At 62.1% G+C, this 20,206-nt stretch carries 18 protein-coding genes; 6 read left to right on the plus strand and 12 right to left on the minus strand.

Going from position 1 to position 20,206, the window contains the following annotated elements:
- Window positions 1–125: 125 nt before the first annotated feature.
- The 4 genes from AB4136_RS07230 to AB4136_RS07245 all read right to left on the minus strand — a co-directional run bounded on the left by AB4136_RS07230 (window position 126) and on the right by AB4136_RS07245 (window position 3,491).
- A complete protein-coding gene (locus AB4136_RS07230; protein ID WP_024925586.1) occupies window positions 126–899 on the minus strand; it encodes a HugZ family pyridoxamine 5'-phosphate oxidase in 774 nt (257 codons plus the stop codon).
- 36 nt (window positions 900–935) lie between these two features.
- Window positions 936–2,111 (minus strand): CaiB/BaiF CoA transferase family protein, encoded by a 1,176-nt coding sequence (locus tag AB4136_RS07235; protein ID WP_024925585.1) that lies wholly within the window; start codon window positions 2,109–2,111, stop codon window positions 936–938.
- Window positions 2,112–2,119: 8 nt separating this feature from the next.
- A complete protein-coding gene (locus AB4136_RS07240) occupies window positions 2,120–2,881 on the minus strand; it encodes a 3-hydroxyacyl-CoA dehydrogenase (RefSeq protein WP_024925584.1) in 762 nt (253 codons plus the stop codon).
- 85 nt (window positions 2,882–2,966) lie between these two features.
- Window positions 2,967–3,491, minus strand: a complete 525-nt coding sequence (locus tag AB4136_RS07245) for a GNAT family N-acetyltransferase (protein ID WP_024925583.1) — start codon at window positions 3,489–3,491, stop codon at window positions 2,967–2,969.
- A 277-nt stretch (window positions 3,492–3,768) separates the two neighbouring features.
- Between AB4136_RS07245 and AB4136_RS07250 the strand changes: the two genes are divergently transcribed.
- Entirely contained in the window at window positions 3,769–4,758 is a 990-nt protein-coding gene (locus AB4136_RS07250) for a glutathione S-transferase family protein (protein ID WP_024925582.1), read from the plus strand.
- Window position 4,759: 1 nt separating this feature from the next.
- Here the strand turns inward: AB4136_RS07250 and AB4136_RS07255 are convergent, their stop codons facing one another.
- The gene (locus AB4136_RS07255) at window positions 4,760–5,260 is read right to left on the minus strand and encodes an NUDIX domain-containing protein (protein ID WP_024925581.1); all 501 of its coding nucleotides are present in this window, start codon (window positions 5,258–5,260) and stop codon (window positions 4,760–4,762) included.
- A gap of 53 nt (window positions 5,261–5,313) precedes the next feature.
- Between AB4136_RS07255 and AB4136_RS07260 the strand changes: the two genes are divergently transcribed.
- Entirely contained in the window at window positions 5,314–6,234 is a 921-nt protein-coding gene (locus AB4136_RS07260; RefSeq protein WP_024925580.1) for a metallophosphoesterase family protein, read from the plus strand.
- Here AB4136_RS07260 and AB4136_RS07265 read toward each other — a convergent pair.
- From AB4136_RS07265 to leuA, 4 genes are all read right to left on the minus strand, one after another.
- Window positions 6,224–6,844 carry a hypothetical protein gene (locus tag AB4136_RS07265; RefSeq protein ID WP_024925579.1) on the minus strand — a complete coding sequence of 207 codons (621 nt, stop codon included), beginning with the start codon at window positions 6,842–6,844 and terminating at the stop codon, window positions 6,224–6,226. The genes AB4136_RS07260 and AB4136_RS07265 overlap by 11 nt on opposite strands.
- A gap of 80 nt (window positions 6,845–6,924) precedes the next feature.
- Window positions 6,925–7,686: an alpha/beta fold hydrolase gene (locus tag AB4136_RS07270; RefSeq protein WP_024925578.1), complete on the minus strand. Its 762-nt coding sequence runs from the start codon at window positions 7,684–7,686 to the stop codon at window positions 6,925–6,927.
- 7 nt (window positions 7,687–7,693) lie between these two features.
- On the minus strand, window positions 7,694–11,848 hold the full coding sequence (locus AB4136_RS07275) for a hypothetical protein (RefSeq protein WP_024925577.1): 4,155 nt from the start codon (window positions 11,846–11,848) through the stop codon (window positions 7,694–7,696).
- A gap of 153 nt (window positions 11,849–12,001) precedes the next feature.
- A complete protein-coding gene (gene leuA, locus AB4136_RS07280; RefSeq protein WP_051504763.1) occupies window positions 12,002–13,708 on the minus strand; it encodes a 2-isopropylmalate synthase in 1,707 nt (568 codons plus the stop codon).
- Between the two features lie 416 nt (window positions 13,709–14,124).
- Here leuA and AB4136_RS07285 point away from each other — a divergent pair, with 416 nt between their 5' ends.
- From AB4136_RS07285 to AB4136_RS07295, 3 genes are all read left to right on the plus strand, one after another.
- The gene (locus tag AB4136_RS07285; protein WP_024925575.1) at window positions 14,125–15,291 is read left to right on the plus strand and encodes an ATP-grasp domain-containing protein; all 1,167 of its coding nucleotides are present in this window, start codon (window positions 14,125–14,127) and stop codon (window positions 15,289–15,291) included.
- A 3-nt stretch (window positions 15,292–15,294) separates the two neighbouring features.
- Window positions 15,295–16,071, plus strand: a complete 777-nt coding sequence (locus AB4136_RS07290) for an esterase family protein (RefSeq protein WP_024925574.1) — start codon at window positions 15,295–15,297, stop codon at window positions 16,069–16,071.
- A 171-nt stretch (window positions 16,072–16,242) separates the two neighbouring features.
- Window positions 16,243–17,235, plus strand: coding sequence for a Bug family tripartite tricarboxylate transporter substrate binding protein (locus tag AB4136_RS07295; RefSeq protein WP_024925573.1), 993 nt, complete (start codon window positions 16,243–16,245; stop codon window positions 17,233–17,235).
- A 50-nt stretch (window positions 17,236–17,285) separates the two neighbouring features.
- Here the strand turns inward: AB4136_RS07295 and AB4136_RS07300 are convergent, their stop codons facing one another.
- On the minus strand, window positions 17,286–17,585 hold the full coding sequence (locus tag AB4136_RS07300; protein ID WP_024925572.1) for a putative quinol monooxygenase: 300 nt from the start codon (window positions 17,583–17,585) through the stop codon (window positions 17,286–17,288).
- A gap of 60 nt (window positions 17,586–17,645) precedes the next feature.
- Entirely contained in the window at window positions 17,646–18,083 is a 438-nt protein-coding gene (locus tag AB4136_RS07305) for a DsrE family protein (protein WP_137902112.1), read from the minus strand.
- Window positions 18,084–18,174: 91 nt separating this feature from the next.
- Between AB4136_RS07305 and AB4136_RS07310 the strand changes: the two genes are divergently transcribed.
- Complete coding sequence (locus tag AB4136_RS07310; RefSeq protein ID WP_137902111.1) at window positions 18,175–19,272, plus strand: hypothetical protein; 1,098 nt, start codon at window positions 18,175–18,177, stop codon at window positions 19,270–19,272.
- A 2-nt stretch (window positions 19,273–19,274) separates the two neighbouring features.
- Here AB4136_RS07310 and AB4136_RS07315 read toward each other — a convergent pair whose 3' ends face one another.
- Entirely contained in the window at window positions 19,275–20,204 is a 930-nt protein-coding gene (locus tag AB4136_RS07315) for a cation diffusion facilitator family transporter (RefSeq protein ID WP_137902110.1), read from the minus strand.
- Window positions 20,205–20,206: the final 2 nt, after the last annotated feature.

The following is a 20,206-nucleotide window of genomic DNA, read 5'->3' on the forward strand; positions in this document are numbered from 1 at the left end:
CCATGGGGGCAATGGCTTAATTCATAGTACCCTAAATTTGCAGTCACTTGCAATCAGGAAGAGCATTGGAATCGCAAAGTGGTGCAGACCACTTGGCGGTCGTTCGGCGAGTTCCGTCGCGCCTGTCATTCCTGTGTCTGTCCGGCAGCCCGCCCGGCCTTGGCCATTTCCACCAGGGTCATGCGCAGGTCCTGCTGGGTTGCCAGCGGCTTCGGAAAGAAGACACGTTCCGTCAGATCACCCGAGACAAGGTCCATACCCTCGGCGTCGAAACCGGTCAGCACCCAGCCGTCGCCCGCGGCCTTGGCGTAGTGATGGGCATAGATGGCAATCGCGTCGAGATGTTCGGTGTTCATGTGGTCAAGCGCCGACTGTTCGCTGTCGGCCAAGGCTGCGTTGATCGCGTTGTCGGCGATGAGGTCCGTCCGTTCGAGCAGATAGGCCTTGCCAAAACCGCCGTTGAGCGAAGCGCGCTCCACCTCAAGCCGGAAGAAAGAGAAATCTCCCAGCCCGACATAGAGCTTGGCTTTGGGATTGCGGTTGAGATACCGCCGTTCGGCCCGGGCCTGATCTTCGGTCCCACGCTCCAGGCGCGTTGCCCGACACGCCAGCGTCATGCGCGGATGGGCGAGCGCATCGCCCTTACCGGGCTCGCCCACCAGCAGCGAGCAGCGGGGATCGGCAATGAGGGATCCGGTGTGGGCGGCCAGCATGGAAATCAGGATGATTGGCGTTCCATCCATGTCGGTGGCGACACCGACACGGCTGGCCAGTGGCGCACCGGTCGCCGGATCGAGCACGGCGAGGGCGCCGAAGCGGGCCGTGCGCAGCAATGTCTTGGCCAGACGAATCGACTGCGCGTCGGTTTCCCTGAGGACATCTTTCTTCTGTTGTTCCACGAAACTCACCACAATAAGCTGAATGTTATGGTCCAGTTATTGGCCGGCGATACCCGCTTTGACAAGAGCTTCCATCTCGTCCTGGCCGATACCGAACCGGGTCAGGATGGCGGCCGTGTCGCGATCAGCTTCGCTCGATGGCGTACTCGCCGATGACGGCGTCGTTGAAAACCGTGGCGCGGGTGCCGGCCGGCTAAAGCCGCCGATATCGACAAAGGCTCCGCGTGCGCGGTTGTGCTCGTGGTTCCTGGCCTCGGCGAACGAGAGCACCGGCGCCACGCAGGCGTCCGTCCCGGAAAAGACCAGGTCCCATTCGTCGCGTGTTTTCTCCCGCACGCGCAGGGTTATGGTCTCGCGCATCTGCGGCCAAAGCTTTCGATCGTACTGGCCGGACACGAAACGCTGGTCGAGCGGCAGCAGCCGGGCGAATTCGGCGAAGAATTGCGGTTCCAGGCACCCAATCGCGATGTGGTGCCCATCGGCGGTCTCGTAGGTGTCGTAGAAAGGGGTACCGGAATCGAGCAGGTTTGCGCCGCGCTGGTCTTGCCACAGGCCGCCCGCCATCATCGCGTGCAAAGGCGCGGTCAACAGCGACGCACCTTCGACCATTGCCGCGTCCACCACCTGTCCTTGGCCGCTTCTGGAGCGGTGGAAAAGCGCTGCGAGCACGCCTGCGATCAGCATCATCGACCCGCCGGCATAGTCGCCGACCAGATTGAGGGGCGGCACCGGCCTCCCATCTTGATGGCCTATGGCGTGAAGAATGCCGGAATAAGCGAGATAGGTAATGTCGTGGCCGGCGCGCTCGGCGAGTGGCCCATCCTGCCCAAAGCCGGTCATGCGGCCATAAATGAGCGCCGGATTGCGCGCCAGCGTCTCGGCCGGCCCAAGCCCAAGGCGTTCCATCACGCCGGGGCGAAACCCTTCCATCAGCACATCGGCCTTCTCAGCCAGGCGCAGCAGCAGTTCCGCGCATTCGCGCCGTTTCAGGTCGAGTGCGAGGATGGCGCGGCCATGGCTGTCGAGATCGTATTCCGGCGCCAGCGGAATAAACTGCCAGTTCGGCCCGCTTCTTACGATGCGAAGCACGTTCGCGCCCATTTCCGAGAGCATTAGAGCTGCGAGCGGCACCGGACCGATGCCGGCCATCTCGATTACGGTGAGGCCGGCCAGCGGCCCGCTTTTGTCGCCCTGTCGCGCGGCCTCTCCCATCGAAACGGCTATTTCGGTGCCATGCGGATGGCGCCGTCGAGGCGAATGGTCTCGCCGTTCAACATCTGGTTCTCGACGATATGCAAGGCCAGGGCCGCATATTCCGACGGCTCGCCGAGCCGCGACGGGAAGGGGACCGCCGCGCCCAGCGAATCCTGCACTTCCTGCGGCATGCCGGCCATCATCGGCGTTTTGAAGATGCCGGGCGCGATGGTGCAGACGCGGATACCGGAACGGGCGAGGTCGCGCGCAACCGGCAAGGTCATGCCGACAACGCCACCCTTGGATGCCGAATACGCGGCCTGCCCGATCTGCCCGTCATAGGCCGCGACCGAGGCTGTGTTGACGATGACGCCGCGCTCGGCACCGGTCAGCGGCTCGAGTTTGGCGGTGCGATCGGCGACAAGTCGGATCATGTTGAAGGTGCCGATCAGGTTGACTTCGATCACCTTGCGATACTGGTCGAGTGGATGCGGGCCATCCTTGCCGACCGTCTTCACGCCGATGGCGATACCGGCACAGTTGATGAGAATGCGCGGTTCGCCGAGCGTCTTCGCCACTTCAGCGACAGCTGCCGCACCGTTTTCGGCGCTGCTGACATCGCATTTGACCGCGATACCGCCGATTTCGGCTGCAACCTTGTCGGCGCGGTCGATGCCGACGTCGAAGAGCGCAACCCTGGCGCCCTTGGCCGCAAGCGCGCGAGCCGTCGCCTCACCAAGGCCCGAACCGCCGCCGGTCACGATCGCGATCTGGCCATTTGGGTTCATGAATGCTCCTCCGTGTTACAGGCATGCTACGGGGCCGGTCGCGATGCTGCAACAGGCCGGTACGATGGTTGATGTTGCAGTCGCGTCAGGCCGGTTCGGCGACGCCCACCTGATCGGCGTGCTGGACCATGCCCGTCAGCTTGGCCACCGCCCCCGGCTGGATTTCGTGCGCCAACAGCCGGTCGAGATCGACTGGTCTCGGCATCGAAAGCTGTCCGCGCGGGATACGCTTGAAGCCGAGGGGGCCGTAATAAGGCTCGTCGCCAACCAGGACCACCGAGGGCCAGCCATCCTTGGTCGCGGCTTCGAGCGCCATCGCCACCAGCTTGCGGCCGATACCCAGGTTCTTATAGGCAGGCCGCACCGCAAGCGGCCCCAAAAGCAGCGCCGAGCCGTCGCCGGCGACGATGTGTGTCATGCGCACGGAGGCGATGACGGTTCCGCCGTCGACAGCGACGAAAGACAGGCTGCGCTGGTGCGGGCCGCCTTCACGGATCTTGTAGGCGGCGCGGGTGAACCGGCCGGGTCCGAAAGCTTCTTCGTTGATGGATTCGATTTCGGCGTCGTGCGCCGGGGTTTCCGGCAGATAAATCACGTCGGCAAGGCTCATGGTCTTTGCGTTCCGGTATACGAGGAAAGAGTGCGTCAGACGGCGGCGTTCGCCAGTCCGCGCTTCATCAAGCGTGGGCGCTCTTTCGTCGTCGGTCGAACCGGATCGTTGCAAAGAAGTCGAACATGGAATTGTCCGCTAGCATCAAATGTTGCGCATCGCAATCGGCGTTTTTGCCGGTGTTGCGCCAGCATTTGACGGTGTGTTCAGCCAGGCGGCGTTTCGGAGCCGGCGCGCCTGCCCTAAATGGGAGTGAATTGAAACAAGGAAAGCCATCATGGGATTGCTGGTCGACGGCAAATGGCAGGACCGCTGGTACGACACCAAACAAAGCGGCGGCAAGTTCGAGCGCACCCAATCGCAATGGCGTGACTGGGTGACCGTCGACGGCAAGCCGGCCGAAGGGCGATCCCGCGGGTTCAAAGCGGAACCGGGACGTTACCACCTCTACGTTTCACTGGCCTGTCCGTGGGCTCACCGCACGCTCATCTTCCGCGCCTTGAAAAAGCTCGAAGGCATCATTTCAGTCTCGGTCGTGCATCATTTCATGGGCGAGAACGGCTGGACCTTCCGCGTCGCGGACGGCGCGACCGGCGACACGCTCTATGGGCTCGATTTCCTGCATCAGGTCTACACAAAGGCTGACCCAACCTATAGCGGCCGCGTCACCGTGCCGGTTTTATGGGATCGGAAGGAAGAGACCATCGTTTCCAACGAATCTTCCGAGATCATCCGCATGCTGAATTCGGCCTTTGACGAATGGGGGGACGCGACAGTCGATTTTTATCCCCAGGCGCTGCGCGCCGAGATCGATGCCGTTAACGCGGACATCTATCGGGCCGTCAACAACGGCGTCTATCGTGCCGGCTTCGCCACCACGCAGGCCGCATACGAAGAAGCGTTCGGTGAACTGTTCGCCACGCTCGACCAGCTGGAGAACAGGCTTTCGCATCAGCGCTATCTGGTCGGAGATCGTATTACCGAGGCGGATTGGCGGCTGTTCACGACACTGGTTCGCTTCGACCCCGTCTATGTCGGCCATTTCAAATGCAATCTGCGCCGCATCGCCGACTATCCAAACCTGTCGAACTATCTGCGCGAGCTCTATCAGGTGCCGGGCGTGGCCCCGACGGTCAACATGCAGCACATCAAGGCGCATTATTACGCCAGCCATCTCACCATCAATCCAACCGGCATCGTGCCGGTAGGGCCGCAGCTTGATTATCTGGCCCCACACGATCGGAGCCGCTTCCGGAAGGCTCGCTGACTTACCAGTAAGGCGAAACCGGCGCGTCGTCGAAGACTTCGGCGATGCGCTTCAGCGTCGCCGGCGTCGTGCCCTCGGGCAAACGGTCGAGCGGGAAGAAGCCGGCCTCGGCGATCTCGAAGTCGGGCCGTTTTGGTGCCGTCTGCTGGAAGGCTTCGACCAGGTAGAAGCCGACATGGTCGCGTGGGCTCGAAACGGCGTTGAGGTGGATGGATTTCAGCACCGGTGGCCCGGCAAGGGCGATGTTGCCTTCTTCGGCGAGCTCGCGTGTCAGCGCCTGTTCCATGGTTTCGCCCTTCTCCACGCCGCCGCCCGGCAACTGCCAGCCAGGCACGTAGGTATGGCGGATCAGGAAGACTGAATTGCTGGCGCGATCGTGGATCAGCCCGCGCGCGCCAAGCGTCATCGGCCGCTTCAGCAGGAAGAGCATATGGAAGAGCCTTGCCCTCACGCCCGGCCAGCCGGTCTGGCGAAACGGCATTTCCGGGTCCGTGCCGCTCATGGCATGAGAAACCACGGGTGGATTGCCGGCGGCTGCTCGCTTAAGAAGACATGATGTACAGGCTTGCGCATATTTCCGACGCTCATCTCGGACCGTTGCCCGGTGTAACCTATCGCGACCTCGCGTCCAAGCGTGTGCTGGGTTATGTCAATTGGCAGCGCAACCGCCGCCGCACCATGCACGACGCCATCATCGACACGCTGGTTACGGACATCAAGGCAAGCGATGTCGACCACATTGCCGTGACCGGCGATCTGGTCAATCTGGCGCTGGACGGCGAGATCGAGATGGCCCGGTTGTGGCTGGAAACGCTTGGCGCCCCGCATGACGTCTCCGTGGTTCCCGGCAATCACGACGCTTATGTGCCGGGCGCTTTCGACAAGGCCTGTCGGGCCTGGGCGCCATGGATGTGCGGAGACGGTGCCAATCATGCCGTCGATCGCCATAGTTTTCCCTATCTCAGGGTGCGTGGCGAGATCGCGCTGATCGGCGTGTCGACGGCGCGTGCGACGGCGCCGTTCATGGCCAACGGCTTTTTCGAAGAGCAGCAGGGTGCGCGGCTGGCGCGGCTTCTGGAGGAAACGGGCCGGCGCGATCTGTGTCGAGTGATCCTTATCCACCACCCGCCCGTGCGCGGTGCTCTCGCCCAGCACAAGCGCCTGTTCGGTATCAAGCGGTTCCAGGCCATCGTCAGGGAACACGGTGCCGATCTCGTGCTGCATGGTCATTCGCACGATCCGACGCTCTACTGGATTGGACGCGTCCACAAAGTACCGGTCGTGGGTGTGGCCGCAGCGGGGCAGGGGCTTGGTGGCCGGCACCCGGCGGCGCAATACAATCTGCTCGACATCGGCAGGGTGGACAGCGGCTGGCGGATAAAACTGTCGCGGCGTGGCTTGACCGGGCCTGCGCTGACGCCAGCGGAACTGCTGACAATGGAGTTGGGCGCGGAGCCGGAAAAATCTACGGCTTGACGCTGTCGATCAATGCTACGACGCGTTCCCAGAACAGGGCGGCGGAGATGGCGAGACCAACAACAGCTCCGGTAAGGACAAGGCCGAGCCCGCCAAGGAACGAGCGACCGCGCGAGGGGTGAACGACGGCTCGCAACGGTGGTTCGGCTTCCGCCGCTGACGGTCGGATCAACCCGCTTGCCGGCTCGACTCCACCTTCCAGCAGGCGCTGGCGCTCGACCATGCGCTCGGCGACGTAACGTGTCACCTGGTCGGCGACTGCCTTCATATCGGTGGATTCAGCCAGCACAACACGACCGACACGGGTGTCCTTCAGGAAGCGGTAGCAGCGGCGGTCCCGGCCCATCGCGACATGGCTGACGGCATCGATCCACAGCCTTGGCTGCAGACCGGAAGAGAGCGCGAAATCGAAATAATCGACGTCGGCAGGCACCTCGGCGAAGATGGGCGCCAGTTCCGCAGCCAGCAGTTCGAGCCGCATGCGGTGCGCCTCGCGCATGTCGACGACGACATCGTCACGATCGGCCAGTGCGTTCTTCACGTCGCGGACAGCGTCGGAGAGCCTGCGCGCCTGGTTCAACGGGGTCACGGTTTCGCCTGTTTCCGGCATTGCCTTGCCTCACGGTTTGGTTAATCACCGGTTAACACAAACCTTGTCGCTTTGCACTCACGGCAATCGTGTCGGCAGGATCAGACGCTGTTCCTGATTATCCCCCGCAGCAATTCGACGATGAGGCCGGGAGCCTCGTCGGGCAGCATGTGGCCGGCGACCGGCACCAGGTGCAGGTCGAAACGGTCGGGCAGGGTATCGGCCTGGCTGACGGGAAGAACGCTGTCCAGAACGCCCCAGGCGACCGCGACGGGCATGGTCAATTTCGCCAGCAGGTCGGCCGGAATGACACCTTGCCGACCGCCCTTGGCGATTGTCGCGACGATCTCTCTGAGCTTCTTCAACTGGCCGGGGCGTGCGCGCATTGCCATGGCGTCGGCAACGATCCTGTCGGAGACAATATGGCCCGGGCCTGACATAGCGGCCAGGCAGGCGCGAATTTCATCCGGGTCTTCGGCGGCCGCAAATCGGCGCAACAGGTCGGCGTCGATCTCTTCCCCGTAGCCGCCGGGCGCAAGCAGGGTCAGCGACGCGAAGCGGTCCGGGTCGGCCAGCGCGATCAGCGTGGCGATTGCACCGCCCATCGAGTGGCCGACGAGATGGGCGCGGCCGATGCCGCGTTCAACCAGATCGGCCAGGATCGCTTCCGCCATGCGTTTTGGCGAGCGCGCGCTTTCGGCCTCGAGCGAGGCGCCATGGCCGGGAAGGTCATAGGCGATCAATCCCGCCTCGGTTGCAAGCTGGGGCACGATATCGGCCCAAACGGCATGCGAACCGCCAACCCCGTGCAGCAGCACGATGGTTTCCGGTCCGGTTCCCTGGATGTTTGCGAAGAGGCTCATGGGCTCCTCAAGTAGCGCCGCTTAGTCCCGCCGTTCGAAGCCCCTGGATGAATTTTTCCACCATTCCAGGGGGATAGTTCCGCTTGGTGAATGTCGCTCGCGGGTTGGCGACAAAAGCGGGGAAGTTCGCATTCAACTGGCCGATGATGTCGTTCACCATTTGCTGGTTGCCCACCTCACTGGCTATCACCAATCGGCTGGTGAGGAAAAGCGGGTTGGGGGCCGCGGTCGCGATCGGACTGATCGCTTTCGCCGCCAGTTCCTTGTCTCCTTGCATATAGGCTCCGGCGAAAAGTCCGTAGTCCCACCAGGCTGCGTGGGCTCCATCCGCAGCGTCGATCGCCTGGATCATGGTCGAGGTGCCCTTGACGTAGTCGCCGCTGAAAATCAGCGCATAGGCATAAGATGCGATTGCCTGCGGGTCGTAGGGGTTCATCTGATAGGCCTTCGACGTCCACTGCACCGTATCGGTCCAGATGCCCAGCCGGTTGGAGATGTAAGCTTTCGCATTGTAGGCGCGTGGGCTCGACGGGTTGGCCTGGATGGCGCGTTGCGCGAACTCGCCCGCCTTGTCGAGCGAGGAATTCAGCGGGTAGGCGTAGCGCCAGATCAGGCCGGTCGTCGTCAACGTCGAGAGGCTCGAATACACCATGGACGATTTGGCGTGATTGGCGGCCAAGGCCTCGAAACAACGATATGCCTTTTCGTGAACCTTGGCATTGGCTTCCAGCTCGAAGGCGTTCTCCAGGATGAGGCAGGCGGTGAGGCCTTTGGCAAAACCGTTGCGCTCCAGAAATGTATAGATGAGGCCGGAAACTGGAGTTGTGTCCCCTAGGATCTTACCGATCTGGGGTTCGATCTGTGCGCTTGTCGTGTCCGAAACCGCGATTGTGCGGGACAATGCCACGGTGCCTGTCTGCAGGTTCTGCAGTTCCACGGTTACCCAGCCCGTGCCTGGCCCGGGCGTGATGTTGAAGACAAAACTCGTCGCGTCGGCGGCCTTGTTGCGATCGTCAGCCGGATCGCGGCCGATGAAATTGACGGTCTCGAAACGGGAAAGTCCCGCCCGCAGGGCAGCGGCAACCTGCTCGGTGGCCGGATCGGCCTTTTTTGAAACGACATAGGCGATCGGCAGGTCTTCAGGTCCGACGCCGATATTGGCATCGGAGTGCGCCGGCGGGTTCGCCGATGCAGTGGCCCGGCCGAGACCGGCATTTTCCAGCGCGCTGACGAGCTTGTCGGTCATTTCCTCCGGCACGAATTTCCATTCTTCCAGCATGCTGCGGGGATTGGCCGCAAAGTCGGGAAACTTCGTCCGTATTTGATCCAACAACGCACTGGCCTTGCGGCGGTCGTCGGATTGGGAAGCGACGATCAGCCGTGCCGCCAGGAAGCGGGCGTCCGCGCCAGCCGCGGTCAGGGAAAGCGCTGCACGCGTGGCGATCTGCTGGTCCCCCAGCATGAACGCGCCACAGAACAGCTTGTAGTCCCACCATGCCGGGTGAACTGCGCCGGAGCCATCGATTGCCCGGGTCAGCAGAGCCATGCCGTTCTTGTAGTCGCGCTTGAAAAACAGGGCCGAGCCATAGTTAGCCGCGGTTGCCAGATCGTATGGATTGAGATCGTAGGCCATCTTGGCCCATTTGACCGTGCCTTCCCGATCACCCAGCCTGCTCGCGACGAACGCCTTTGCCCCATAGGCCTGGGAACTGTCGGGGTCGATTTCCACGGCATGTTGGGCAAGCGTTGCCGCCTTTTCCACCGTTGCGTCTTCCGGGTAGCGAAAATCCCAAATCAGCGAATTCAGTATCAGATTGCTCAATTCGGCATAGACGAGGGTGGATTTGGCCCCGTTGCGCTCGATCATTTCCAAACACTGATAGGCGTTTTTGAACGATTCCAGCTGGGGGTGGACCCTGGCGGAGTTGCTAAGCAGCAGGCATCGCGTCAGCCCCCGCTGGAGCCCGACCTGCTGGAGATAGCTGTAGATCGTACCGGGCACCGACGCCGTTTCGGCCAGTATGTTGCCGACGCTGTTGTCGATCTGCGACGCCGTTGCGTCGAACGCTTCCAGTTTCCGTACCGACAGGACACGCCCGGTTGCCAGGTTCTGCAATTCGACCGTCACACTGCCCGTTGTCGGACCGGGCTGCACGTGGAAGGAAAAACTGGTTGGCGTCGGTTTCGACGGGACCTCTTTCCTGACAAATTCCAGGGTGTCGAAGCGGGACAAGCCATCACGCAGGGCTGCAATCACACGTTCCGAGGCGGTGCTGCTCTCCGTGTTCACCAGATAGACGGTCGGCAAATCCTCCAGGCCTGGCACGGGCACGGCAACGGAGGGCGTCGGCGGTACGGTGGGCGAGGCCACCATGCTGGCATATTCCAGGGAGGCCGTCTTGAAAGCCTGCACCAGCTTCTCGCTCAGATCGTCCGGATAGTGGTTCTTGACGAATGTCGCGCGTGGATCTTCCGCGAATGTGGGAAACTTGTCTTTGATCTCGGTCAGCAGGCGCGCCACTTCCGCCTTGTTGCCATTGTGCCTGGCAACGATCAGTTGCGCCAAGAGATATTCGGGCAGCGGCTCCACGGCCGCCAGCGCCAGGGCGGCCCGTCTCTGCAGCTCCGGATTGCCCGTCATGAAGGCGCCCTGGAACAGCGCGTAGTCGAGCCATTTGCCATGCGGATCGGCAAGGTCGAGGCCGCGCGCCAGAAGTGCCGTTCCTTCGCTATACGAGCCCGCCATCACAAGGGCCCAGCCATAGTGGTACATGGTCCTCAGATCGTAAGGGGCGGCGTCGTAAGCCTTCTTTGCCCAGCGAACCCGTTCCTGTGAATTCCCAAGAACCCCCTCCGCATAGGCGGCCATGCGAAACGCGCGGGAACTCGTGGGGTCGATCTGGATGGCCTTGTTCACGAAGACCATCGCCTGCTGCACGCTTGAGGTTGCTGGATATGGATAGGCCCAGACGGTTGCATCCAGCTCCAGGCCGGCAAGGAGCGCATAGATAAAGGCCGACTTTTCGCCGCGTGCGATCAGGTTCTCCAGGCAGCGGTAAGCTGCCTCATGGCTCTTGGCGCCTTGATTGGAGGCATAGGCTCTGCCGAGGAGCACGCATGCGGTGAGGTCGTTCTGCAAGCCGTTCTGCTCGATATAGCCGTAGATCGAGCCAAACTGGCCAGTCACGTCACCCAGTATCTTGGCGACGCGATCGGTCACCTGCGAGGCGGTGGTCTGGAACGAGGTCAGGGTTTCGGAAGTCAGGATGCGGCCCGTCTTCAGGTTCTGGACCTCGATCGTGACATTTCCGACCGTCGTGCCGGGTTTGACATTGAAGACAAATGACGTCGGGTTGACCTGCTGCGGCGGGTCCTGACGAGGGTCCCGATCAATGAATTGGATGGTCTCCAGATGGGCAAGGCCGGAACGCAATATCGCTTCGACGCGCTGGACCGGCGGAGTGTTTCCCTCGACGACCAGGGAAATCGCCGGGAGTTTTCCCAACGTCTCAACGATGGTGGAATCCGGGGCAGGCGTGGCGGAAGCACCCGCCGCGACCGGCGTCCGCCCGGGTTCATCGGCCTGTCGCAGCAGGAGTATGACCAGAACGACCATGACGACGAGAAAAATCGCGGCGAAGACCCAAAACGCCCGCAAATGGCGAGGCGGGATCATCAAAGTGCCGGACGATCCCGGTGTTTGACGCCTATCCGCTTCGGCCGCCGGCGCCTTGGCTGGCGCGGCAGGCGAAGGGTGTTCGCTGGCCGGAGAAATCTGTGGCTGCAGCGAGGGCGTAATCTGGTGGAACGGTACGCCTGTTTCAGTCACCTCATATTGGGGCACATAGCCGCCGCGGGGGATGGTGATGCGAATGGGGTCGTTGACCCCCTCGGTCGCCGAATATTGCTGGAGCAGCTCGCGGAGCCGGCCTGCCTGCACGCGCACCACCGCGTCGGTGGATGGGTCGAAGCCGGCATCCTTGCCGAAGACGTCTACGGCGATCGCAAAGCCCTTCAGCCGGCTGGCTTCGCCGGCCTGTTCTCGCTCTACAAGGTAACGGAGTAACTCACGCGCACGCTCTGAGCGTCCAAATGTTTGGCTCGCCAGCAATTTCTCAAGCGTTTCGCGCACTGCGGGGGCGGCAGGCGTCGTATGCTGCAAGTGTCAACCTTTCAAGTCGGCACAAGTCATTTTTTTATCACGCATTTGCGCTCTGACACAAACGCTTCCCCAAGACCCGGGTTGAATCATTACAACCCCGGCTGGAAAAATCCAGCCGGGGCAACCCGTGAAATCAAGGGAATCAGCGGTTTTTTAGCCGATGATGCGGTTTACCGCCGATACAACCGCTTCGAGCGAAGCGGCGACGATGTTGGTGTTGATGCCGGCGCCGAAAGTCTTGCCGCCCGGATGCTCCATTTCGACATAGGAAACCGCCGAGGCATTCGAGCCACGCTGCAGGGAATGTTCGGAATAGTCGAGCACCGACATCTCGACGCCGACATGGCGCGAGAGCGCATCGACGAAGCCGTCGATCGGGCCGGTTCCCGTCCCCCTGATCGTCATTTCCTTGCCCCTGTCGAGGATAACGGCCTCGACGACGCGGCGGCCCTTCACTTCCGTATCGGGGAAGGTCTGATGGTCGATGAATTTCAGCCTGGCGCCGGGTTGTTCGACATAACGGTCGATGAAGCGGTCGTAGATGCGCTTGGCCGACACTTCCTTGCCTTCGGCATCCGTGATGGACTGGATGTCCTGGCTGAACTCGACCTGCAGGCTGCGCGGGAGATTGAGACCGTGGTCGGCCTGCAGAACATAGGCGATGCCGCCCTTTCCGGACTGCGAATTGATGCGGATGATCGCTTCATAGCTGCGGCCGACATCCTGGGGGTCGATCGGCAGATAGGGCACTTCCCACAGGGGTGTGTTGGCGACCTTGATCGCCTTCATGCCCTTGTTGATGGCATCCTGATGCGAACCGGAGAAAGCCGTGTAGACGAGTTCGCCGACATAGGGGTGGCGTTCCGGGATCTTCAGCTGATTGGAATATTCGTAGACATCCTTCATCCGGTTGATGTCGGAACAATCCAGGTCGGGATCGACGCCCTGCGTGAACATGTTCAGCGCCAGCGTGACGATGTCGACATTGCCGGTGCGCTCACCGTTGCCGAACAAGGTGCCTTCGACGCGGTCCGCGCCGGCCATCAGGCCGAGTTCGGTCGTCGCAATGCCGGTGCCGCGGTCATTGTGCGGGTGCAACGAGATGATCAGGTTTTCCCGGTTGTCGAGATGCCGGATCATCCACTCGATGCGATCGGCATAGACATTGGGCGTCGACATTTCCACGGTCGACGGCAGGTTGACGATGAGCTTGTTCTCAGGCGTCGGCTTCATGATCTCCGCAACCGCGTTGCAGATTTCCAGAGCGACTTCCAATTCCGTGCCGGTAAAGCTTTCGGGCGAGTACTGGAAGCGATAGCCGCCTCCGGCTTTCGCGGCCATGTCGGAGATCATCTTGGCTGCGTCGGTCGCAATCTGCTTGATGCCCGCGACGTCCTTCTGGAAGACGACGCGGCGCTGCAATTCGCTGGTCGAATTGTAGAAGTGCACGATCGGCGTCTTGGCGCCTTCGAGCGCCTCGAAGGTGCGGGTGATCAATTCCGGCCGGCACTGCACGAGCACCTGCAGGTCGACATTGTCGGGCACATTGCCTTCCTCGATGCACCAGCGAGCGAAGTCGAAATCGGTCTGCGAGGCCGACGGGAACCCGACCTCGATTTCCCTGAAGCCCATGTCGAGCAGCAACTGGAACATACGCGCCTTGCGCTCATGCCCCATCGGGTCGATCAGGGCCTGGTTGCCGTCGCGCAAATCGACCGAGCACCAGATAGGCGCCTTGTCGATCACCTTGTTGGGCCATGTGCGGTCAGTGAGACCTACCAACGGATAGGGCTGATATTTGCGTATCGCCTGCGGCATGCCCTTGGTGGACGCGTCTCGGATTTCTTCTCGTGCGTTCATCGTCTTTTCTCCCGGCGGCTTGCGGGGCCTCATTCCATGACGGCCATCGGTGCAAGCGGCACCACTACCTGATGTTCATTCGCTGAATGTGACTTGCGAGGAGCATGCACGCCATGCGGCGGTATCGACCGCCGGGTGCTCCTTCAGCGAGCCCGGCGATCGCCGATAAGGCCGAGAAGAAGCAGGGTCGCGGAAAGCGCGCGCACGGTCTCTCCAGCCAGGCTGGCCGAACGGGAGACAGAGGATGCGGGGCGCGTCGTCATGGCCGTTCTCTTACAGGAGCCTCCCCACGGAGGCAAGGGTAACGCTGCCGCACGGGTGAAAAGGCAGGGCACGGTTTTGCTTTGCGGTTTCATCTAAATGCGTCACATTTCTCCAGGTCTCGCCGTTGGGCACGGCGACCGGGAGGGCTGTTCATGAATTTCGTGTTCTTCTCGCCGCATTTCCCGTCGAACGGTGCCGATTTCTGCGATCGGCTCAAAAAAGCCGGCGCCACCGTGCTCGGCATCGGGGACGCGCCCTATGAGGCGCTGGCGCCAAGGCTGAAGAATGCGCTCAGCGAATACTACCTCATCGCGGATATGGAGAATTACGACCTGATCTATCGGGCGATGGGCCATTTCATTCACAAATGGGGCCGCATCGATCGTTTCGAGTCGCTCAACGAGCATTGGCTGGATCTCGAGGCCGGCATCCGCACCGACTTCAACATCGATGGTATCAAGCTCGACTATGTGAAGAACATCAAACGCAAGAGCCGCATGCGGGCGTCGTTCCGCAAGGCCGGCGTCAACGTCATCGCCCAACGCAAGACCTCGGAACGCTCTGGCGCCTTGGAATTCATCCGCCGTGTCGGCTACCCGGTGGTGGTGAAGCCGGATTCCGGCGCAGGTGCTGCCCACACCTACAAGATCTCGAATGTCGGCGAACTCGACGAATTCTTCCGCATCAAGCCGGAAGGGATGAGCTTCGTCATGGAGGAATTCATCGACGGGCTGGTGGTCACCTATGACGGACTGGTCAACCGGGACGGCGAGATCGTGTTTGCCGCCAGCACCAAATACGACGACTCCATCATGGATGTCGTCAACAAGAACAAGCATATGAGCTACACCTGCCGGCCCGATATCCCGCCGGAAGTGGAGGAAGCGGGCCGCAAGATCGTCAAGGCATTCGCCCTCAAGGAGCGGTTTTTCCATATCGAGCTGTTCGAGACCCGCCAGGGCAAGATCATCGCGCTGGAAGTGAACATCCGCCCGCCGGGCGCGTGGATGCCGGACGCTATCAACTACAGCTTCGACATCGACATCTATGCCGAATGGGCCAACATGGTGGTCCAGAACACGGTTGGCGGGCCGTTCAAGGGCAAGTATTTCACCGTCTATGCCAGCCGCAAGGACCATCTCCGCTATCGCCACAGCCATGACGATGTGTTAGCCGCGCACGGCGACAAGGTCGTGCACCACCAGGCCATCGAACAGGTTTTCAGCCGCGCCATGGGCAACTACGCCTACCAGCTGCGGTCGCGAGACCGTCAGGCACTGCGCGAAGCGGTCGACTACATCCATGCCGAGGAGGCTTGAGCGATGGACATTTCCTATCACAAGCGCTGGAGCGGCAAGCTGGGCCGCGACATGGAATACAAACGCTACGGCTATGCCGGGCGCCCGGTCGTCGTTTTCCCGACGTCGCAGGGGCGCTTCTACCAGTTCGAGGATGCGGGCGGCGTCAATTCGCTAGCCGACTTCATCGACACTGGCCGCATCCAGATTTTCACTGTCGACGGCATCGACAGCGAGAGCTTCTTCGACAAGCACGGCGATCCGGCTCACCGCATCGGCCGGCACGAGGCCTATTTCCGCTATGTCCGCGACGAGGCATTGCCGGAATTTGCAGCCACGGCCGCGGAGGCCAATGGCGGCCGCGTGCTGAAGCCATTGTTTTCGGGCTGCTCGATGGGCGGCTATCACTCTTCGAACTTCGTCTTCCGCAATCCCGATCTTGCCGCCGGCGTCATCTCGCTTTCCGGCGTCTATTCGACCCGCGGTTTCCTGGGCAGCACGCTGGCGGGCGACATCTTCTACAACTCGCCGCTCGACTATCTACCAGGCATCACCGACGAGGCGCTGCTTGCGCGGCTGCGTTCGCTGCGGCTCATCTTCTGTAGCGGCCAGGGTGCCTGGGAAGAGCAGATGCTGGTCGAAACGCATGCGCTGGAACGCATCCTGCGCGAAAAGGCGATCCCCGCCTGGGTCGATTATTGGGGTGGTGACGTCGCCCACGACTGGCCGTGGTGGCACAAGCAGCTGCCTTATTTCTTCGGCCGCTGGCTGGATGAAGACCTGAAGCACAGGCTGGACTGAAAGCCGGCAAACAACGCGGTCTCACGCGGGCTATCCTCAGCGTGAAGGTGCCCGACTGGCTTGCGTGCGTATGCATGAAGCCGTCGCCGTGTCGTTGTTGTCTGCTCTTCCCGATTATCGTAACCAACTCGTGCGCCCAAGGCGCATAGGGTGGGGGAGAGGAGGAATAGGATGAACTTTTCAAAATTGTCACGACGCGCCGCTTTGGCGCTCGGCTTGTCGGCGCTGTCTTTGGCGGCTGTCGCTTCGCCGTCTTCGGCGCAGCAGTTCCCGAACCGGACGGTGACGCTGGTGGTGCCGTTCGCCGCCGGTGGCTCGACCGATCTGGTGGCGCGTATCGTCGCGCAGAAAATGTCGGATGATCTCGGCCAGCAGGTCATCGTGGAAAACGTCGCCGGCGCCGGCGGCAATATCGGTGCCGATCGCGTCGCGCGTTCCGACCCGGACGGCTACACCATCTTGATGGGCACCGTCGCCACCCATGCGCTCAACCCGCTGATCCTGAAGACCAGGCCCTACGATCCCGAAAAGGATTTTTCGCCGGTCTCGCTGTTGGTCGTCGTGCCGAACGTGCTGGTGGTCAATCCGGAGTTGCCGGTCAAGAACGTCCAGGAACTCGTCGCGCTTCTGAAGGCCGAACCCGAGAAGTACTCCTATGCCTCGTCCGGCATCGGCACGCCCCTGCATCTTTCCGGCGAGCTGTTCAAGATCATGGCTGGCGTGGATATGCAGCACATACCCTACAAGGGCGCCGGGCCGGCGTTGAACGACGTCGTCGCCAACCAGGTGCCGATCATGTTCGACAATTTGCCGTCCTCGTCCTCCCACATCAAGGGTGGCACGCTGAAGGCGCTGGGTGTGACGACGGCCAAGCGCGTCCCGTCCTTCCCCGATCTTCCGACCATCGCGGAATCCGGGGTGCCTGGCTACGAAACCTACACCTGGAATGCGCTGTTTGCGCCTCCCGGCACGCCGAAGGAGGTCATCGATCGCCTCAACGCCTCGGCGACCAAGGCGATGAAGGACCCGGCGGTGATTGCAAGGATGGGCGATTTCAGCGCCACCATCGTCGGCTCGACGCCGCAAGAACTCGGTGCCCACGTCAAGGCGGAACTCGCCAAATGGGAGCCGATCGTCAAGGAAGCCAAGATCCAGGTCGATTGACGATGGTCTGCCGGCGGGGGCTCCTTTGCTCCCGCCGCTTTTGGCCGAGATCAGGGCTGGTCGAGCCCATAACCTCCGGCCGGTTCGGTCTCGAACTGGAAGTCGAAACCGGCAATCATCGGACGGGCCTTGGCAATTGCAGCCTGAACGTCCGGCCGGTTGAGCGAAGCCTTGTGGCTCGCGGCATCGACCCAGACCTCGGTCACCCAGATCGCTGTGGTGTCGGCAGGGTCGCGGGCGACGATGTAGTTGAGACAGCCCGGCATGGAGTCGGTGGCTTCCAGCAGGAGCTGCAGCAGGTCTTCGCGCTTGCCGGGAGTTGCACGCATCTTTCCGATCAGGCCATACATCAGGGGCTCCCTTCAACCTCTGTCATTGGCGGCGATCATCGAACGAAGTCGGGGTCGATATCAAGGTCTTAGATAGACATAGCCGGCACCTTGCAGTTCGGCGAGCTTGACGACCCCGCCTTTGTCGGCGCTGACGAAGCCCGTGAACAGGTCCGGCAGTCCTATGTTCATGCCATGCATGGTATTGGCGCAGGCATGCGGCACCAGCCCCTGTTTGACCAATCCGGCAAAGCGGCCGGAGATCGCCGCCGAGGCGCTCGCGCTTCTGAAAGCCTCCAGCGCCGGGCCATGAACCACCAGGGCGATTTCGACGTTTCCGTCTGTGCCCTCATAGTGGTTCTTGATGTTGCCCAGCACGAAGGCGACCTTGTCGAGGTCGCTGAGATGATAGGCGACCTTTTGCCGGTTAGGCTTTGCTGTAGCCGCGCCGGCCGGGCCCGATACGAGCGTGACGCCGATGCTGGCGAGCAGTCCGCGAAACATATCCCTGCGAAGCATGAAGCCCTCCTGTCCGGGCTGCGCGATGCGCGTGGCCTTGTGCCGATTCCTAGCATAAAATCGACCGCGACAGGTCCTTGTGGGGGATGCGATGAAAGCGTCGAAGATTATCACGACGGCCAGTCTCGGCATTGCGTGTGCGCTCGTCCTGACCGCGGCTGTAACCGCTGACGAACTGGCGCCGTTGAAGCAACTCAGCCCGGATGGCGGCAGCGCCTGTTTTGGCCGCGTCTACGATGCCGACCATCTGAAGGCGCATCCGCGCCAGAAGGTGGCACGCATCTTCTTCTATTACGGTCCCGATCCGGTCAGCCGGCCGAGCGAGGATCCGTCCGACGGCCTGGCCTCCGCCGGCTACAACGGCTTCATGACGACGACAGTGCGCGGTGCAAGGGAACCAGAATGGGTCGGCGGCTGGTGCCGCGCTTCAGAAGAAGAGGGCGGTGCAGGCAAGATCCGCTGCGGCATGGAATGCGATCGTACCATGGCCGAACTGTCCCTCGACGCGGAGGGAAGACTGGTGGTCGGCGGTGTCGCTCGCGATATCTATCTGGGTGGCGGGTCCGAGGACGAACTCGGCAAGGCCGAATACGACCGGCAGGCGCTCGGCGCGGACGACGACGGCTTCCGGCTGGAGCGCAAGCCGGCGGCCGACTGCAAGGCGGAATTCGCCCGTATCGATCCCGTCGATCCGGCGCTCGGCGATCCGCTGCGTGTCAGGCTGAAGCCGGACCAGCCCTTTTGCTACGGCCGCGACTATTCGGTCGAGCATCTTGCCTCGCACCCGAACCAGCTGACGCAAACGATCCGCGTCTTTCGCAGCGGTGCTGAAGTCGCGGCCTTCGCGGCCAAAGGCAAAGCCGCGAGCTGGCCGAATGGCGCCGACCTCGTGGTTGCCGTCACCACCCGCCAGAAGGCGACAAGAAGCGTGCAGACCTATTCCTGCGAGGGCGAGGCGGATCAATGGCGTTGCGTGGCGACCGCGCCGGCGGGCGACGGTCCGTCATGCGATCTTTCGCAAAAGGAAATCTATCTGCGTCGCGGCGCCAACGGCACGATGATGCTGGCCAATCCCAAGGCAAGCCTGCCATTCGCCCCGCTATGCCAGGCGGATGCAGCAACCGAGACGAAATCCGACGACAGGGTTTTCCGCTTGCAAGCGATGCCGCAAGCCGCCTGCGCGCAATAGGCTCAGGCGAACGGAACGGCGACGGTGCCCTTGGGCAGCTTCGCCTCGTCGTCGGGCTCCACGTGGATGGTGATGCGCACCGAGGGGATCTCGGCCTTCAGCGCGTCTTCTATGCGGTCGCAGATGGCGTGGCTTTCGGCGACCGTCATGTCTGCCTCCACGACCATATGGAACTCGATGAAGGTGGCGCGGCCGGCGATGCGGGTCTTGAGGTCGTGGACCTCCAGCGCACCCTTCGAGTTGGACGAGATGATGTCGCGGATGCGCAGGTGTTCCTCATTGTCGACGGCGCGATCCATGAGGCCGCTCAAGGATTCGCCCATGACCCGCCAGCCCTGGTAGAGGATGTTCAGCGCCACGATCAGCGCAAGCAGCGGGTCGAGCACATGCCAGCCGGTGAAGATGGCGCCGATCAGGCCGATCAGGACGCCGGCGGAGGTCACCACGTCGGTCATCACGTGCCGGCCATCGGCGATCAGTGCCGGCGACTTCTCGGCGCGCCCGACGCGGATCAGGATGAAGGCCCAGACCGCGTTGACGATCGCAGCGCTGGTGTTGATGCCGAGACCCATCCAGGGCTGTTCCAGCGGTGTGGGATTGCGCAGCGAATCCCACACTTTGGCGATGATGAGCAGCGCCGCCACTACGATCAGCACGCCTTCAAGCACCGCTGAAAAATACTCGGCCTTGTGGTGGCCAAACGGATGGTCGCTGTCGGCTGGCATGTGGCTGATCTTGATCGCCCATAAAGCGGCGATCGCGGTCACCACATTGGCGATCGATTCCAGCGCGTCGGAATAGAGCGCCACCGAGCCAGTCATGCGCCATGCGATGATCTTCAGTCCCGTCACCGCGAAGGCGACGATGATCGACCAGAAGGCGAGCGTGACCACTCTCTGCTTGGAGGCACTCTTGGCTGCGGCGACTGTCATTT

Source organism: Mesorhizobium sp. 2RAF21 (assembly GCF_052115345.1).
Taxonomy (GTDB): Bacteria; Pseudomonadota; Alphaproteobacteria; order Rhizobiales; family Rhizobiaceae; genus Mesorhizobium; species Mesorhizobium terrae.